The organism is Nocardia iowensis (genome assembly GCF_019222765.1).
GTDB classification, from domain to species: Bacteria; Actinomycetota; Actinomycetes; order Mycobacteriales; family Mycobacteriaceae; genus Nocardia; species Nocardia iowensis.
In genome coordinates, this window is sequence record NZ_CP078145.1 from 7,057,167 (window position 1) to 7,073,875 (window position 16,709).

Consider the following 16,709-nt stretch of genomic DNA (forward strand, 5'->3'; position numbering starts at 1 on the left):
TTTTTACAGAACCAGCTGCTGATCGGTGTCGACCAGCCGGGATAGGGAGGTACGAATGCGACGCACGGGTGACAGCTGGGGAGTGACCGAGAGCGTGGGTGCGACCGCCCTGGCGGTGGCCGGGGCGAGGGCACTCGAGCATTGCCGAGACGACCGGTTGTTCGAGGATCCATTCGCGGAATTGTTCCTCGTCGCCACCGGGGACCCGATGTGGATCGCGGTCGCGCAGGGCGACTTGAGCCTGATGGATACCGCGGCGGCCATCGAGTACGAGCCTTCGATCGCCGCGATCGCCGCGCGCACCAGCTACTTCGACGACGTCATCGAAGAAGCGGCGGCGGCCGGGATCGGCCAGTTCGTCCTGTTGGCCGCGGGCCTGGACGCACGCGCCTACCGGTTGAAAGCGCTGGCCGCAGCCACGGTGTACGAGGTCGACCTGCCCAGGGTGTTGGAATTCAAGGCCGAGGCGTTGGACGGTAAACAACCGGTCGGCGAACGACGAACCGTCGCGGTCGATCTGCGCGACGCATGGCCCGCCGCGTTGCGGCGAGCCGGATTCGATCCGTCGAAGCCGACGCTGTGGCTGATCGAGGGACTGCTTCGGTACTTGCCGTTGCACGACCAGAAGGCGCTACTGCACGAAGTTACCGCGCTCAGCGCTCCCGGCAGCCGGGTCACGCTGAACGATTGGCCGGTGAACACCGATCCGACCGATCGAATGTTGCGGATCTGGGACAAGATCGGCGCCGGCGACGTGCGCACACTGACGTTCACCGACGAGAGCGATCCAGGCCCCCTGCTCACCGACCAGGGATGGGTGGTATCTCTCGGCAACCTGCTCGGAATCTTGGATCGACACACGCGTGCGATCACCGACAAGACCCGGCGAATTTTGGAACAACACGTGCTGCTGACAGCCGTACTCCCCCGGCCGAACAACCAGAACCTATGAGACAGGCACGACTCCCCATGCACTCTCGGAGGGGCTTTCGGTGCCGGGAGGTTGGTGGCGCAACCACCCGGCACCCGATCAGCTAGAGCGTGGTTGTGGACAGGAAGTCCGGGATCAGGTTGTTGACCCGGTTCGGTGCTGCTTACTTCGGAAGAGCCTTACCTCCATTCGGAGTGACCGCGAACCACGTCCCGCCGACGCCTTGGCCGAGCAGATCACCAGGCTGTTTGTCCTTCGAGAAGTAGTAGACGGGCCAGCCTCCGATGGTGATTTGGCAACTGCCGTCGCCGCGTTCGATGAATCCGACGAGCTGCGGATCGACCCCGGCCGCGAATACCGATTGCCCGCGAGCGACCGTCAGTGGCGGCCACGTCGTGGCGCATTGACCGGCGCACGTGGACGTCGGCGGTATCGCGGTGTCCTTGTCGAATCGGTACAGCGACCGGCCGCCGCCGTCTGAAACATACTGTCCGATACCGGGATCGCTGGTCACCGCGAGTTGCACGACATGCAGCGCGCCGACCGGGGCGGTACCGCCGAAGATCTGCAACCACCCCTGCGTTTTCGCCGGTGTGGGCGGCCGAGCGTCGGTTGTAAGAGGCACGGCGGCCGGGGACGGCGCGGCCGGCGGCGATGTCGTCGACGAGGTCTCCGTCGCCGCGCTGCTGTCGCAGGCGCTCAGCAGCCCGGCAAGCGTGATCGCAACGAGCGCGGAACGCTGGAATCGACTGATTGTCTTCATGTTTCGGATCTCCTCAGGCCATCCGGTCGAGCAGTAGGGCAAGAACCTCGTCGGCGGGCTTCATGGCGGCGATCCTGCCCGCCATCTCGGACGCGGCCACCGCGAACGACGGGGTGCCCAGGACTCGAACAGCGGCAGCACCTGCCTGGCGGGGATCGTGGATTACCGCTGCTGCTCCCACCGCCGCCGCGCGTTCGGCATTGAGCGGCTTGTCCAGTCCCAGCGGCAGGATGACCATCGGCACAGCCGCACCCAACACCGAAAGCACTGTGCCCGCACCTCCGGAGGTGACCACCACATCGACCCCGTCCAGCAGGTACCGCATGGGCACGAAACCCGTCACGTGGACCCGGCTCGCGTCGACGGTGAGATCCCGCGGGTCCGACGCGGGGTGCATGGCCACAACGACATTCACATCCTGCTCGAGGAGCGACTCGATAATCGCGGTGAGCGTGCCCGGCTCGTCGACGATCGTGCCGAGTGTCACCAAGACCCGTGGCAATTCCGCCCGCCCAGGAAAGGAAGGCGCGGTCCACGGCACATCATGTTCGTACTCAGGCGCCTCCGGCCGGATGTCGATGCGATCGCGCGACGGTTCCCAGGTTTCGAGTTGCAGCGTGTCCGGCCAGGGATCAACCGCTGCGATCGGCGGTGACAGCTCGATATCGCGTTCCTTCATGCGCTGTGCGGCCGCCACCATCACGGCGTCCGCGAGCGCCGCGTCGATGGCGATGCCCACCCCGTGCGAAACCCACGGCACGCCGAGACTCGACGCGACGAGCGGGCCGAGGAAATCGGCGGCCTCCGCGATCACCAGGTCAGGAGCGAAAGCCGCGGCGGCGCTCAGAGATTCGTCGGCTCCCAGGTCGATCCGTACACCGCCGAAGAACTCGGCCACCGTCGCCGGACTCATATCGGTACTGGCATCGGCCCCGATACGGCGGTGCACTTCGGCTAGGGCCTCCCCCAGCGTCGCACCCGCCGAGAGCACCTCGGCGGGAGCGACGACGTCGGCGACGGATCCGTGGGTCAGAAAGGCGGTGACGTGCCCGGCCCGACGGGCCGCTCTTTCCAGCGGGACCAGTGGCAGCAAATGACCATGAGCGGGCGTGCTGGAGAACAGAATTCGCATGTGCATCACTGCGTCGTCGCCGACGTCGACAGCGACGACGCTCGATCACCCGAGGCAGGGTTCGGTTCCGGCAAGAAGTCCAGTAGCAGTTCGTTGACTTGGTTCGGTGCCTCGAGTTGCATCCAGTGGCCGATGCCGTCGAGACGTTCATATCGCCACGACCCTTTGACGTACTTCTCGTTGCCGAGCATCGATTGCTCGGTGAGGAACGCGTCGTCGCTGCTCCACACGCCCATCATCGGTGCGAGCACCGGTGGTAGGACGGGCGGGTCGACGAGGAACTCCGGTCCGGCTCCGGTGCGGTACAGCCCCAGGCTGGTGCTGAGCGCCCGTGGGTCACGCATCCGTTCGATGACCTCGAGCAGGTCCGGATGGCTGGCGAGCCATTGCCGGGTGTTGGCGAAATCGTCTTGCGAGAGCCAGCGCTCGGCGATGCCCAAGGACTGGAACAGCAGGAAGTACCAGGACTTCTCGCGTTGCGGCAGGCCCGCGTCAACGACCGCCGCCGGAGTTCCGACCGACAGCGTGGTAAGGCTGTCGACCCGCTCGGGGTGCAGCCCGGCGAGCAGCACCGACAGCGAGGCGCCCCAGTCGTGTCCGATGACGTGGGCGTGCTGCACGTCGAGGTCGTCCAGCACGCCCACCAGATCGGCGACGTACTCGGCGAGCTCGTACTGCGCCAGTTCCGTGGGTTTGTCCGAGGCCCCGAAGCCACGCAGATCAGGCGCGATCGTGCGATAGCCGGCGGCATTCAACACCGGCACCTGGTAGCGCCACACGGCGTGGGTGTCCGGATAACCGTGCACCAGCAGCACATCCGGGCCGGACCCGCTGACCTGTACCTGCAGTTCGATGCCATTGGTTTCGATACGCATTACTTCGCTCCGATCACGGTGAGCAGCTCGGCACGGGACGGGCCGGGCTCGGGATAGCCGACAGCACCGCTGCCGAGCTCCTTGATTCGATCGAGCACGCCGGGTCGCCCGAGCGCTTCCTCGGAGCTGCTCAGTCCCGAACCGACATCGCCGAAGGCCCGCAGTACGTCGGGATCCCACAGCTTCGCGGCCTCCAGCGCCTGCCGCAGGTTCCAGTCCTCATCGTCGGTCCGATAGGTGATGCCGTCTCGATAGGGGATGGCGTCGATTTCGAGGTCGATCTGCGCGAGTCGATGCAGATCCCAGGCGGCCGAGGCCTGCTGGGTGGGTCCGAGTGTGGCGTTGGTGATCTCGTCGAACCGGAGTGCGAGCTTCTCCCGATCGCCGATGCCGACCTCGCGCAACACATCTCGCAGCAATAGGCCGTGGAACATACCCATGGTGAGGCCGAACCCGAAAGTGGGATTGGTTGTCGCCCAAGCGTCTCCGATGCTGAGCAGCCCGGTCGCCACCGGCTTGCCGTCGACGACGAAACTCCGATGCCGGGCCTCCATACCGGACATCGCCAGCACCCCGGTGATCGGCTCGCCGTGCGAAGCCCAGTGCGCCATACCGGGATACAGCGCCGCGACCCGCTGCCAGACCGCCGGATCGCTCAATGCCCGCATGGCACGGTCCTTGGCCGAGACGAACAGGGCCAGGGCCCAGGTGCCCGCATCGCCTGGCACGGTGGTCAACCCCAGACTGTCGTGGTGTTCCAGCGGCCACGCTGCCTGTTCCGGATAGGATCCGTCGGCGGAGCGGAAGTAGCGGCTGTAGGCCAAGAACCCGGTCTCGTGCTTGTCCAATACCGGGGCGGCCGCGCCGATGTCGGCCAGCATCTTGCTCGCGGGAGAATTGCGGCCAAGGGCGTCGACGACCAGGTCGGCGTGGATCTGCTCGCCCTGCGCGGTCCGCACGCCGGTGATGTGCGGGATCCCGGAGTCCGCCGCACCGTCGGTCACGAATCCGGCGGCCGTGGTGTCCCGGCGCACGGTAACCCCGGCCCGCACGGCGGCATTGCCGAGTCCCTGCTCGATGACGGGCCGACGGGCGGCAAGCGTATCGAACCGTTCGTCGCCGGGTTTGCGGCCGCCGATCGCCGCCAAATCGAAGGCGCCATCGAGCATGTTGTGGGTCCGCGCGCCCAGCGCCCGCAGCTCGGTGATGGCGTCCGGCAGTTCGGTCGAGAGCAGCTGATACCCCCCGGGCAGCATGATGTGCGGATGCCGGAACTGGTTGACACCCGGTCGCCGCCACTGGTCCCAGGCCTGTTCGGCATCGGTGCCGGACCCACCGGAATCCTTGTCCAGCAAGGTGACTCGATGACCTTCACCGGCCAGCAGCATGGCCGCGGTCAGGCCGGTAGGGCCGCCGCCGAGCACTACCACGTGCATCGGCCGGCCTTCCTCGGTGGTTCGCATGATGGATCCTTTCGACTCTTCGGAGCAGGTCTGGGGTAACTCTCGGCTGGACCGGCGCTCAGTTCCCAGACCGGAAACTGCTCATTCGCGCTGATGTCCGGCGGTGCCGCGTGCCCATGCACGCGGCACCGCATCGGCATCGGTGATCAGGAAACGGCGCCAGCGGCGTCGACGATGACCTTCGCCACGGCGTCGGGCTGCGAGACCGTGAGCGCGTGCGAGGCGCCCGGGATCTCCACGGTCGCGCGGGCCTTGGCGCGTTCGGCCATGAACCGGTGCGCGGCGACCGGGATGTTGTAGTCGGCATCGGGGTAGACGAACCAGGACGGCAGGGTCTTCCAGCTGGGCGCACCGGATTTGCCGTTGAGCGCGCGGTCGTTGAGCGGGCGCTGGGTGCGGGCATCGAGGGTGGCCTGCGCGTCGGGCACGTCGGCGGCGAACTGCTTCTGGTACTTCTCGGGCAGGATGTAGAGGTCGGTGCTGCCGTCGGCGAGGGTGACCTTGTTCAGGGTTTCGCCGAGGGTGCTGCCCGGGAACTTGCCGGACAGCTCACCGATGGTCTCGCCCTCCTCAGGGGCGAAGGCGGCCACGTAGACCAGACCCTTGACCTTGGGGTCGTTGATCTGCGAAATGACCTGTCCGCCATAGGAATGCCCGACCAGCACGACCGGCCCGTTGATGGCGGCGACCACACCGCGGACAGCGTCGGCGTCCCCCTGGACGCTGCGCAGCGGATTGCCCACCGCGATATTGGCCAGGCCCTGCTGGTTCAGCCGGTCGATGACGCCGTTCCAGCTGGCGGATTCGGCGAACGCGCCGTGGACCAGGACGATGGTCGGCTGCACCGGGGTGGGTTCGGCGGAGGCGCAGCCGGAGCCGGCGAGGGCCGCGCTCAGGCCAACGGCGGCGGCGGCGATCTTGGCGGAGTTGGTGATTCGCATGACGGATTCCTTTGCTGTGCAGGGTATTTCGTGATAAATGGGGGTTGGGCGTCAGTTCTTCAGGAACTCGAGCAGGTCCGCTTCAAAGGCGGCCCGGAATTCGCCGTGCAGGCCGTGCGCGCCGCCGGGGTAGACGCGCAGGGTCGAGTTCTTGATCAGCTCAGCGGATTTCACCGCCGAGTCGTGCAGCGGGACGATCTGGTCGTCGTCGCCGTGGGCGACCAGCACCGGTACGTCGATGCGCCGCAGATCCTCGGTGAAGTCGGTCTCGGAGAACTGGGTGATGCATTCGTAGGCGGCGCGGACGCCGGCCTGCATGCTCAGCCGCCAGAACGCGCGGCGCATCCCTTCCGAGACGACCGCACCGGACCGGTTGAAGCCGTAGAAGGTTTCGCTCAGATCCCAGTAGAACTGCGAGCGATCGGTGGCGACGCCGTTGCGGATGCCGTCGAACACCGCCATCGGGGTGCCCTCGGGATTGGTCTCCGACTTGACCATGACCGGCGGCACGGCACCCAGCAGCACCGCCTTGGCGACCCGGCCGCTGCCATGCCTGCCGAGGTAGCGGGCGACCTCGCCGCCGCCGGTGGAATGTCCGACGAGCACGGCGTCGCGCAGATCGAGCGTCTCGATCAACTCGGCCAGATCGTCGGCGTAGCGGTCCATGTGGTTGCCGTCCCAGGTTTGGGTGGATCGGCCGTGGCCGCGGCGGTCATGGGCAATCGCGCGGTAACCGTGCTCGGCGACCAGGCGGGCCTGGTCGTCCCAGGCGTCGGCGTTGAGCGGCCAGCCGTGGCTGAAGATGATCGGCTGTCCGGTGCCCCAGTCCTTGAAGAAGATCTCGGCGCCGTCTGTGGTGGTAAATGTCGATGTCATGGCTATGAAATTACGAAGTGGGGCACCCTTGCCGAATCCGTCGAACGACTGCATCGGCGACTGAGTCGATGACTGAGTCGCGTTGTCGAACCGCGGTGGTTCTGCCAGGCTTCGGGGATGGGAAGCGAGATTGCGGCACCGGCGTTCTTCACCAGTGACGTGCTGGCGACCACGCCCGCCGGCGGTCGTGGTCTGGTCGGACGCGAGCAATACCTGGCGGCGCTGTGCGAACTGCTCGACCGTGCGGCGGACGGAAACGGGTCGGCGCTGGTGTTGCGCGGTGCGGCCGGTATCGGTAAGTCGGCGCTGCTGGCGGCGGTCCGGGACGCCGCGCTGGAACGGAACCTGACGGTCCTGTCGGCGGTCGGCGTGGAGAACGAAGCCGGTTTGTGTTTTGCCGCGCTGCATCAGCTGCTGCATCCCCTGCTGCCCGAAGCCGTGAAACTTCCACTGGTACAACAGCGCACGCTGCGCGCGGCGTTCGGGCAGGAGGAGGGCGGCCCGGATCTGTTCAGTGTGGCGCTGGCGGCCTTGCAGCTGATCGGTGAGGCGGCGGCGCGGCAGCCGATCGTGCTGATCATCGACGATCTGCACTGGCTCGACCCGGCCAGCACCGACGCGCTGAGCTTCCTGGCCCGCCGCATCGGCAAGGACCCGGTCCTCGTACTGGCCGCCACCCGCGCCGACCAGGGCGATCCGGCGGACCGGGCCGGACTGCCGGATCTGGTGGTCGAACCGCTCCCCGAGGACGCCGCCGCCGAACTGCTCCAAGCCCAAGCGCCGACGCTGACGACCACCGCGCGCCGGCGGCTACTCGCGCAAGCAGCCGGAAATCCCTTGGCGCTGACCGAACTTCCCCGCGCCCTGCGGCACAGCGGCACCGACCGAGTGGCCGAGGAGTTCCCACTCACCGCTCGGCTGGAGGCCGCGTTCGCGGCCCGGTCCGCCGAACTCTGCCCGGCCGCGCGCACGCTGCTCGTCGTGCTCGCCGCCGACGTCGGCTGCGAGCTGCGCCGGTTGCTGTCCGCGGCAACCGAACTCGCCGGCGCGCCGGTAACCGCCGACCATCTGCAAGCTGCCCTCGACATCGGCCTGGTCGAATTGTCCGGCGCGGGAGTGCGATTCCGGCATCCGATGATGCGCACCGCCATCTACGCGCGCGCACCGCTGACCCAGCGGCTTGGCGCACACTCCTGCCTGGCCGCGGAGCTCGCGGATTTCCCGGACAGGCAACTCTGGCATCGCGCCGCCGCGACCCTCGGCACCGACGACAGCCTGGCCGCGGAGCTGGCGGAATTCGCCGAACGGTCCCGCCGCCGCGGCGCGATCATGACCGCTGTCAACGCGCTGCACCGCGCGGCCGAACTCGCCGAACGCCCCGATCGCACCACCACGCTGCTGCTCGGCGCGGCCGAACTGGCCAGCGAGATCGGTGCCCGCCGGGAAGCACAGGACCTCGTGGACCGCGCCAACCCGAGCGCACTCGGGCCCATCGATCGCGCCCGGCTCGCGACTGTCCAGGAAGTCATCGCCTTCGGCCATTACGATCCGGAGAACCGGATACTCGAACTGGTCGACATCGCCGGGGACGCACACCAGGCGGGCAATTCCGATCTCGCGGCGGAGCTGTTGTGGCGGGCCGCTTCCCGCTGCTTCTTCCAGGACGCCGCCACGCCGGCCCGGACAGCGATCGCCGAGCAACTCGATCTCCTCGACCTGCCCGTGCCAGATCCACGCCGCCTCGCCATCGAGGCGTACACGGTGCCGTGGGATCGCGGTCCCGCGGTGCTCGATCAACTCGCCCGGCTGACACCGGACCGCTCCGACGCCGACGCCATGCGCTACCTCGGCTACGCCGCGCTGTTCCTCGGCGACCTCAGGCGCGGCTCCGCCTACATCGACGCCGCCGCCGGAATCGGCCGCAATCAGGGGCGGCTCGGCCTGCTCGCTGGCATTCTGGGGGCGGGCAACTGGAGCCGCATCTGGCTCGGCGAATGGGATACGGTGCGCGCCGAAACCGAGGAATCCCTGGCCTTCGCCGCCGAGACCGGCGAGGAGTTCTACGGCGTGGCTGGACGCACCAACCTGGCCATGATCGCCGCCCTGCGCGGGGAAACCGAACTCGCCGAGGATCAGCTGCGCGAGATTCACGCCAGCCCGATGGCGGTCGGCATGCGCTGCATCCAGGTGACGGCTCAGCAAACCCGCGGCATGATCCAGCTGCTCGCGGGCCGCGCCGAAGACGCCTTCGCGACACTGCGGCGGGTCTACGACCCGGCCGACCCGGTCAGCCATCCGATGCGGCGCTGGTGGATCGCGGCCGAACTCGCCGATGCCGCCGTCGCGGCCGAAAAGGTCGACGAGGCAAGGCAATTGCTGGCCGACCTGCCCGCACTGGCGACCCGGCTACCGGCGCCCATGCTGCTGGTCGTCGACGAATACAGTCGCGCGGTCCTCGCCGCCGACGACGACGCGGACGCCGGCTACGCCGCCGCGCTCACCAGCCACGTCGGCAGCTGGCCGCTCTACCGGGCCCGGCTGCAGTTACACCACGGCCGCCGCCTGCGCCGCCAGCGCCGCATGGCCGAAGCCCGTGAACCCCTGCGCGCCGCCCGCGACAGCTTCGACGCCCTGGGTGCCGCCCCATGGGCCGAGTCCGCGCGCATCGAATTGCGCGCCGCGGGCGAGGCAAGCACCCGGCGCGCCGCGAACGCCCGCGACCAGCTCACCCCACAGGAACTCCAGATCGCCACGCTCGCCGCCGAAGGACTCACCAACCGCCAGATCGCCGAGAAGCTCTACCTTTCGCACCGCACTGTCGGCTCGCACCTGTATCGGATCTTCCCCCGTCTTGGCATCACCGGCCGGGTCGAATTGGCCGCGGCCCTGGAGAGTGTCGCCGCCTGACACCGATTCGAGCACTGCTGGACAGTTGAATGGGCTGGCAAATGAGCAGCTTTCGCCGTGATCATGGGCTCCTACCCAAGTGAGGAGTACGAGGCGGTGTCGAACACGGAGATGACGTTGTTGCGGCTTTCGATGCTCGGACCCGTGGAGGTGTGGTTCGGCGCGGATCCGGTGGCGATCCAGCAGCAGAAGCCGCAAATGCTGCTGGCGATGCTGGCCCGGGGCGCCGGCCGGGTGGTGTCGATCGACGAGCTGATCGATGGCCTGTGGGGTATCGACGACAGTCCTGATTCGGCGGTCGCGACCATTCGCAATTTCGTGTGGTCGGTGCGACGGCAGTTATCCGTTCATCAGGACGACAGCACCGATGCTCTCGTATCGGTTCGCGGCGGCTATCGCCTGGCGCTGCCCGTCGATACCGATGCCGATGCCGCCGAGCGGCTTCGGGTCACGGCGGAAATGGCACGCGCCGCAGGACATCTCGATGCCGCGGACCGGGACGTTCTTGCCGCACTGGCACTGTGGCGCGGCGATCCGTTGTCCGGGGCGCCCGGGCCGTGGGCGGCGGCCGAACGGGCGAGGCTACGGCGGCTGCGCCGGACGCTGCAGGAGTTATCGATCGAAATCGCCTCGGCGACAGGAGAACACGACCGTGCGATCACGGAGGTGGAATCGTTGCGGATCGCCGATCCACACTGCGAACGGCTGACTGCGCTGATGATGACGGCGCTACACGAAAGCGGTCGTCGCACCGAGGCATTGACTGTCTACCTCGACGCCAGGCGACAACTCGTGGCGGATCTCGGCCTGGAGCCGGGTGCTGCGCTGACCGCGCTGCACCATCGAATACTCACCGATGAGGTCGCGCCACGACGCTGCGAGATCTGCGCTTCCTAGCGACCGTTCGGCCACTGCTCGTCGGCCGCAACACCTAACAGCCGTAACGTCCCGGAGAGGATCACCGCGTCACCCTCGACCGACACCGCCACCGCGCGCACCACGCCGTTGGCGAAATCGGCGATCTGCGCGATCACAGTGCCGCCGCGCTCCCGCCAGGTGTTGAAGAACAAGCCCGGACGCAGCTCCACCATGGCGATCTCGACGGTTTCGCAATGGCCCGCGTCGGCTCCCTCCAGCACCGTGATCGTCAAACGGGTCTCGGACTCGTAGCGCAGCGTGGCGACGTAGTCATCCATGTAGGCAAGGAAGCGACTACCGAATATCCGCAGCGCCATCGACGAACCCCGTTCCTCGGTGGAGTACAGATGTGCGCTCCATCCTGCGGGAGGTCGCGGGCGCGGGGCATCCGTCACATGACTGTTCCGGAGCCGGGGTGGTTAGCCTTCCGCGACAACGTCTCTGAGCTGGGAGCGTGCGGTAACGCCGAGCAACGGAAAGGCCTGATACAGGTGACTGCCGACCGTACGGTGGGACAGATAGAGACGTTCGCCGATCTCTTTGTTGGTATAACCCGCCGCGGCGAGCTCGACAATCTGCCGAGTGCGCGAAGGCAGGTCCGCCACAGCGCCCTGGCTGACGGGTTTGGGATTCAATCCCGCCGCGCGCAATTCGGCGCGGGCCCGTTCGGCCCATGGCGCGGCACCCAATCGCTCGAAAATCCGCAGGGCGTCGCTGAGCATCGGCCGGGCCTCGGCGATCCGGCGGGCCCGGCGCAGCCATTCGCCGAATTCCAGCTGGGTCTGCGCCCGTTCGAACGGCCATTGCTCGCCCGTCGCGTCCCCCAGTGCCGCTCGGAAATACTGCTCGGCGTCGGCACCCGTGGCGAGCAGGGCGCGCGCCCGGTCGAAGATCGCTCGCAGCCGCGGCGACGAGCCGGCCGCGGTGTCGGAGACGGCCCGTTCGAGAATGGCGCCGACCTGCTCGACCCGGCCTGTTCTGGCCGCGGCCGCTGCCAGGTCCGCGACGTAATAGCAGGATGCGCCGTAATGCAGCGGCCCGCCCGCGGCATCGAATGCCTTTCGCAGCCAATCGAAACCGGACTGGTAGTCGCCTTCGGTAGTCGCCGCCATCCCCGCGACCCAGTACGCCTTGACGATCACCTCACCGGTGCTCGCCGGATCCGGGATGCGGGCGAGGATCTCCGCGGCCAAGGTCGACGCATGGACCGTCTCGCCGCGCAGGGCAGCGACAGCGGCCTGGGTGAACCGAACGAACTGGACGGGCAGCGATTCCGCGCCTATGTCGATCTTGGCGATGGCGCGTTCGGCCTCGTCCCAGCGGCCGGTGTAGAACAACGAGACGCCGAGGTAGGCGGTCATGATCCCGCCGAGCAGGAGGTGGGCGTCCGGGCGTTCCGGGTTCGCGCCGGAATTGAGCAGGCGCACAGCGGTCGCGGTCTCGTCGAGCCGCATGCAGATCCGCGCGATATGAAAATTCAGCGCGGTGTGCTCCTGCTCCGAAGCCATCATGTCGGGCAGACTCTTGCGGGCGGTCTCGGCGAACCCGAAAGGATCGACCGCCACCAGCATATCCAGCCGGTATTCCGCCGGGATCCAGTCGATGTCGGCCATGGCGCGAAGGCTTCGCGCGCGGTGTCCTGCGCGCCCGGACAGATAGCTGATCTCCCCGGCCATGATGAGGACGGTCAAAGTGCCCGCGTCGTACAGCTCGGGGCTGTCCAGGGCGGGAGTGAGCAGGTCGTAGGCCCGATCCAGCTCGCAACTCTGGGCCGCGTCCACCGAACGCCACGCACGGGCCATGGCGTCGTCGGCCGATTCGTCGTTCAGCGCGACGAGTTCGCCCGCGCGGGCCACGAGTGTCCTTGCCTGCGAAACCATTCCGACGGCGAAGAACTCGATCGCGGCATGGAACAGCCGGCGGCCGTGGTCCCGGACGCCCGGCGTGAGCTGAGCCGCACGCACCAGGCCGGTGGCGCCCTCCGCCAGCGCGCCGCGATGCCAGGACCGCATCGCGGCCTGCTCGATAATTTGCGCGACTTCCTCATCCGGCTCGATAGTGGCTGCCGCCAAGTGCCAGGCCTGTCGGACGATGTCGCCGGCCAGCGCCTCGGCCAGCTCGAGATGGACCTTTCTGCGGACCGACCAGGGCGCGGCGCCGTAGATCGCCGAGCGAATCAGGGGATGCCGGAACTCGATTCGCCCGGGGCTCAGCCGGACCAGTCCGGCCTGTTCCGCGGGCCGCCAGACCTCGGCGCGGGCGGGTGGGAGAACAGCCAGGACGACATCCTGGTCGGTGGTGCCCGCCGTCGCGGTCACCAGCAGCGCGCGCTGGGTGTCCGCGGGGAGCGCGGTGAGCTGGGCGGCGAAAGCGGCGATCAGCCGATCGGTCACGGGGATGGCCGGGGCGAAGACCTCGGCGTTGCGCATGGCCCTTGGCAGTTCGTGCAAGGCGAGCGGATTGCCTTCAGCGGTGGCGAGCACCTGTTCCCGCAGCGCACCGTCCGGGGCATCGGGAAGCAGGTCCAGCACCTGCCGTGACTCGGCCGGCCCGAGCGGACCGAGCACGATCGAAGGCAGCGCGTCCTCGAACTCATCCGGCAGCCGCTCGCCCCGGCAGGCGGCCACCACCCCGATGGGTTCGCCCTCCAGCCTGCGGATCAGGAAGGCCAGCAGCGCCCGACTGACCGGGTCGAACCATTGCAGGTCGTCCAGCACCAGCAGCAGCGGCTGCTGTTCGGCCAGGTTCGACAGCAGCGTCAGCACGGCCATATTGAAGATCATGCGGTCGGGTGCGGCCGTCTCGTCGCCGAAGCCGAAGGCGGTGAGCAGCGCCGCCCGCTGCCGGGTTGGCAGCGCGTCGGCGTGGTCGAGGAGCGGGTAGAGCAGCTGGTGCAGACCGGCGTAGGCCAGGTCGGTCTCGGCGGCGCTGCCTCTGGCGCGCAGGACCCGCGCGCCGCGCGCGACGGCCGCCTCGGCGGTGGCGCTCAGCAGCGCGGACTTGCCGATCCCGGCCTCGCCAAGCAGTGCGATCAGCGAGGGGCCCGCCGCGTGCGGAGACAGCGCATCGGCGATCAGCGACAGTTCCCGGTCGCGACCGACCAGCATGTGCCTCACCCTCTCCGCATCTGTCTATCGACACACAGTGGGAAGCATCCCAAATTAGCCGTTTCGACCGTATCGACAGTGGACCTTAACCGAATTCGCCCGCGATCTGCCTGTCGGAGTCATCTGACTGATACCGGGATGATGTCCGGTCCCGTACGTTCCTCCGGCCGCACACCTTCGGAACGGAGCACCACTATGCACGCGATCAACTGGGTCGGATTCTTCCCGGCCGCGCTACTCGTCTCACTCATCCCAGGAGCCAGCCAGATCCTCGGCCTGAACAATGCTGTGCGCCACGGCATTCCCTATGCCTTGGCCGGCGTGGGCGGACGGCTCGCCGCCTTCGTCGTGCTGGTCGCGCTGGTGGTGGCCGGCCTCGGCGCGACGCTCGCGGCCTCGGTGACCGCGCTCACTGTGATCAAGTGGGCCGGTGTGGCCTATCTCGCCTGGATCGGCGTGCAGGCCTTACGGCGGGCATGGCGACCGGCGGCTGCCGAGGCGCCGATGCCGTCCGCGAGCACGGTCCGGTGGCGGATCGTCGGGAACGAATTCGCCGTCGGGATCAGCAACCCGAAGGCGCTGCTCCTCTTCGCCGCGCTGCTACCCCAGTTCGCCGCGGCGTCGGCGGGCGGGCTCGGCACCCAGATCGCGCTGCTCGGTGCGGCTTACCTGGGCATCGAGCTCGTGGTGGGCGTCGGCTATGTCATCGTGGGCGGTCTGATCGGTGCGACCGGCATCTCGGCCCGGACCTCGCGCCAAATCGATTTCGGTACCGGAGTGTGCTTCCTCGGCCTGGCCGGACTGCTCGCCGCGGACGATGCCTGACTGGCGAGTTCACTGACCCGAAGTGGGCAGTTTCTGGTCTGGTGAATGAGCTGTGCCGCGCCGGACAGTGGATGGCGTACCGGCTCGGAGTGAGCTGGTCAGGCGCCACGAGGAGGCCAACTTGTCGAATTCGCTCAGCGTTCTCGTCGTCGGCGCGGGGGTCGCGGGGATCGCTGCCGCCACTGCGCTGGATCGTCGCGGTTTGTCGGTCGACATTGTCGAGCGACGGACGCAGAGCCCGGCCGGGGCCGGGCTCTTCTTGCCGGGCAATGCCGTTCGGGCACTGACGGAACTCGGCCTCGGCGCCGCGCTGGACGCGGACGCCGCGCCGATCCGCAGGCAGCGACTACTGGACCAGCGGGGTCGCAAACTCGCCGACATCGACATGGCCGATCTGTGGCAGGGCGTGGGGCAGGCCGTGGGCATTACTCATGACCGGTTACGGTCGGCGCTCGTCGACAATCTGGGCCTGTCCATCCAGTCGGGTGTCACCGTGCGCGCGTTGACCGAGTCCGAATCCGGTGTGGAGGTGTCGTTCAGCGACGGGAGCAGCGGGCACTACGACGTCGTGGTCGGGGCCGACGGGGTGCACTCCGAGTTGCGCCACATCGTGAATCCGGATGCTGAGGTGCGCTATGCGGGTCAGATCTGCTGGCGGTTCGTCACCGGCAACACCGCGGGTATCGACAGCTGGACGGTGTGGCTCGGGCGCGGGACGACGTTTCTCGCGGTGCCGGTCGGCAAGGATCGGCTGTACTGCTATGCCGATCTGTCGAGGTCCGAACCGGCTGCGGCCGGAACACCACTGCCCAACCATTTTTCCCACTTCGACCACCAGGTCCGCGACCTGCTCGCGGCACCGGAGGCCGCCGAGGCCTACATCTCCGTCATCGAGGAAGTCACCGACCCGACCTGGCGGACTCATCGCGTCATCCTCATCGGTGACGCCGCACACGCGAGTTCACCCAATATGGCTCAGGGCGTGGCGATGTCGGTCGAGGACGCCCTCATGCTGGCCGAAACACTCTGCGGGAGCGGCGAAGTCGAGCAGCGGCTGGAGCAGTATCGGCGGCGGCGGCTCCCGCGCACCCAGTGGGTGCAGGCGCGGGCGCGGCGGCGCGACAGCACCAGGGGCATGGCCCCGGCCATTCGGAACATGGTGCTGCGACTGGCCGCCTCCCGGATCTACGCGCGCGACTACGGACTGCTCCGCGCTCAGCCGTGAGCAACACCGAACTGTTTGCTACTCAGCATCTTTCGAAAGAGGAACCCGAATGACTGTCGTCTTCGTCCACGGCGTCCCGGAAACCGCCGCCCTCTGGGACAGCCTGCGCGCCCACCTCGACGGCGACAGCATGGCACTGTCGCTGCCCGGCTTCGCGAGCGCCAGACCGGAATCGTTCGCCGCCACCAAGGACGCGTACGCGGACTGGTTGGCCGCCGAGCTGCACCGAATTTCCGGCCCCATCGACCTGGTCGGCCACGACTGGGGCGCCCTGCTGACGTACCGGATCGTCACCAAATACGATGTCCCGCTGCGCAGTTGGGTAGCCGACGGAGCTTCCATCATGCACCCGGACTACCGCTGGCACGAGCTGGCCCAAACCTGGCAGACCAGCGGCGCCGGCGAGGAATTCATGCGGCAAGCGACCGATATCGACACCCGCATGGGCAACTCCATCCTCGATCTCTACCGTTCCGCCACCCCCAATCCCTACCGCGACTGGGGGCCCGACCTGAAGCGCTCCACCGCGCCAGGACTCGTCATCACCCCCCTGCAAGACCCCTACGACGACTACCAACCGGCAGCCGAAATCGCCCGGCAACTCGCGGCGAACCACTACCTGATGCCGGACGCGGGCCACTGGTGGATGGCCGAGCACCCGGCGGCAGCAGCCGAAGCGCTGCAAGACTTCTGGACGTCGCTGTTTCCCGCACCCGGACCTTGGCTTTCCTGGTGAATCCGCCACC

Annotated in this window: 14 protein-coding genes; 6 read left to right on the forward strand and 8 right to left on the reverse strand. The window is 67.9% G+C overall.

Annotation, left to right across the window (positions count from 1 at the left end):
* The first annotated feature begins 55 nt into the window (after positions 1-55).
* Entirely contained in the window at positions 56-952 is an 897-nt protein-coding gene (locus KV110_RS32415; protein WP_218470967.1) for an SAM-dependent methyltransferase, read from the forward strand.
* A gap of 142 nt (positions 953-1,094) precedes the next feature.
* Here the strand turns inward: KV110_RS32415 and KV110_RS32420 are convergent, their stop codons facing one another.
* From KV110_RS32420 to KV110_RS32445, 6 genes are all read right to left on the reverse strand, one after another.
* On the reverse strand, positions 1,095-1,694 hold the full coding sequence (locus tag KV110_RS32420) for a hypothetical protein (RefSeq protein WP_218470968.1): 600 nt from the start codon (positions 1,692-1,694) through the stop codon (positions 1,095-1,097).
* 13 nt (positions 1,695-1,707) lie between these two features.
* Positions 1,708-2,826 (reverse strand): glycosyltransferase, encoded by a 1,119-nt coding sequence (locus KV110_RS32425; protein WP_218470969.1) that lies wholly within the window; start codon positions 2,824-2,826, stop codon positions 1,708-1,710.
* 5 nt (positions 2,827-2,831) lie between these two features.
* A complete protein-coding gene (locus tag KV110_RS32430) occupies positions 2,832-3,701 on the reverse strand; it encodes an alpha/beta fold hydrolase (RefSeq protein ID WP_218470970.1) in 870 nt (289 codons plus the stop codon).
* On the reverse strand, positions 3,701-5,164 hold the full coding sequence (locus tag KV110_RS32435) for an NAD(P)/FAD-dependent oxidoreductase (RefSeq protein WP_218470971.1): 1,464 nt from the start codon (positions 5,162-5,164) through the stop codon (positions 3,701-3,703). The genes KV110_RS32430 and KV110_RS32435 overlap by 1 nt, the downstream gene beginning before the upstream one ends.
* A 146-nt stretch (positions 5,165-5,310) precedes the next feature.
* A complete protein-coding gene (locus KV110_RS32440; protein ID WP_218470972.1) occupies positions 5,311-6,105 on the reverse strand; it encodes an alpha/beta fold hydrolase in 795 nt (264 codons plus the stop codon).
* 51 nt (positions 6,106-6,156) lie between these two features.
* Entirely contained in the window at positions 6,157-6,981 is an 825-nt protein-coding gene (locus KV110_RS32445) for an alpha/beta fold hydrolase (protein ID WP_218470973.1), read from the reverse strand.
* 117 nt (positions 6,982-7,098) lie between these two features.
* Between KV110_RS32445 and KV110_RS32450 the strand changes: the two genes are divergently transcribed.
* Positions 7,099-9,888 (forward strand): ATP-binding protein, encoded by a 2,790-nt coding sequence (locus tag KV110_RS32450; RefSeq protein ID WP_218470974.1) that lies wholly within the window; start codon positions 7,099-7,101, stop codon positions 9,886-9,888.
* Between the two features lie 96 nt (positions 9,889-9,984).
* A complete protein-coding gene (locus tag KV110_RS32455; protein ID WP_218470975.1) occupies positions 9,985-10,785 on the forward strand; it encodes an AfsR/SARP family transcriptional regulator in 801 nt (266 codons plus the stop codon).
* Here KV110_RS32455 and KV110_RS32460 read toward each other — a convergent pair.
* On the reverse strand, positions 10,782-11,123 hold the full coding sequence (locus KV110_RS32460; RefSeq protein WP_218470976.1) for a MoaF-related domain-containing protein: 342 nt from the start codon (positions 11,121-11,123) through the stop codon (positions 10,782-10,784). The genes KV110_RS32455 and KV110_RS32460 overlap by 4 nt on opposite strands.
* A 102-nt stretch (positions 11,124-11,225) precedes the next feature.
* Positions 11,226-13,913 (reverse strand): ATP-binding protein, encoded by a 2,688-nt coding sequence (locus KV110_RS32465; protein WP_218470977.1) that lies wholly within the window; start codon positions 13,911-13,913, stop codon positions 11,226-11,228.
* Between the two features lie 195 nt (positions 13,914-14,108).
* Here KV110_RS32465 and KV110_RS32470 point away from each other — a divergent pair, with 195 nt between their 5' ends.
* From KV110_RS32470 to KV110_RS32480, 3 genes are all read left to right on the forward strand, one after another.
* A complete protein-coding gene (locus KV110_RS32470) occupies positions 14,109-14,738 on the forward strand; it encodes a LysE family translocator (protein WP_218470978.1) in 630 nt (209 codons plus the stop codon).
* 121 nt (positions 14,739-14,859) lie between these two features.
* Entirely contained in the window at positions 14,860-15,963 is a 1,104-nt protein-coding gene (locus KV110_RS32475) for an FAD-dependent monooxygenase (protein ID WP_218470979.1), read from the forward strand.
* Positions 15,964-16,012: 49 nt separating this feature from the next.
* Positions 16,013-16,699, forward strand: a complete 687-nt coding sequence (locus KV110_RS32480) for an alpha/beta fold hydrolase (RefSeq protein WP_218470980.1) — start codon at positions 16,013-16,015, stop codon at positions 16,697-16,699.
* Positions 16,700-16,709: the final 10 nt, after the last annotated feature.

Bases quoted from the DNA above. Each gene is read 5' to 3' on its own strand.
- KV110_RS32415 (WP_218470967.1), top strand. From the start codon at position 56: ATGCGACGCACGGGTGACAGCTGGGGAGTGACCGAGAGCGTGGGTGCG.
- KV110_RS32420 (WP_218470968.1), bottom strand. From the start codon at position 1,694: ATGAAGACAATCAGTCGATTCCAGCGTTCCGCGCTCGTTGCGATCACG.
- KV110_RS32425 (WP_218470969.1), bottom strand. From the start codon at position 2,826: ATGCGAATTCTGTTCTCCAGCACGCCCGCTCATGGTCATTTGCTGCCA.
- KV110_RS32430 (WP_218470970.1), bottom strand. From the start codon at position 3,701: ATGCGTATCGAAACCAATGGCATCGAACTGCAGGTACAGGTCAGCGGG.
- KV110_RS32435 (WP_218470971.1), bottom strand. From the start codon at position 5,164: ATGCGAACCACCGAGGAAGGCCGGCCGATGCACGTGGTAGTGCTCGGC.
- KV110_RS32440 (WP_218470972.1), bottom strand. From the start codon at position 6,105: ATGCGAATCACCAACTCCGCCAAGATCGCCGCCGCCGCCGTTGGCCTG.
- KV110_RS32445 (WP_218470973.1), bottom strand. From the start codon at position 6,981: ATGACATCGACATTTACCACCACAGACGGCGCCGAGATCTTCTTCAAG.
- KV110_RS32450 (WP_218470974.1), top strand. From the start codon at position 7,099: ATGGGAAGCGAGATTGCGGCACCGGCGTTCTTCACCAGTGACGTGCTG.
- KV110_RS32460 (WP_218470976.1), bottom strand. From the start codon at position 11,123: ATGGCGCTGCGGATATTCGGTAGTCGCTTCCTTGCCTACATGGATGAC.
- KV110_RS32465 (WP_218470977.1), bottom strand. From the start codon at position 13,913: ATGCTGGTCGGTCGCGACCGGGAACTGTCGCTGATCGCCGATGCGCTG.
- KV110_RS32470 (WP_218470978.1), top strand. From the start codon at position 14,109: ATGCACGCGATCAACTGGGTCGGATTCTTCCCGGCCGCGCTACTCGTC.
- KV110_RS32480 (WP_218470980.1), top strand. From the start codon at position 16,013: ATGACTGTCGTCTTCGTCCACGGCGTCCCGGAAACCGCCGCCCTCTGG.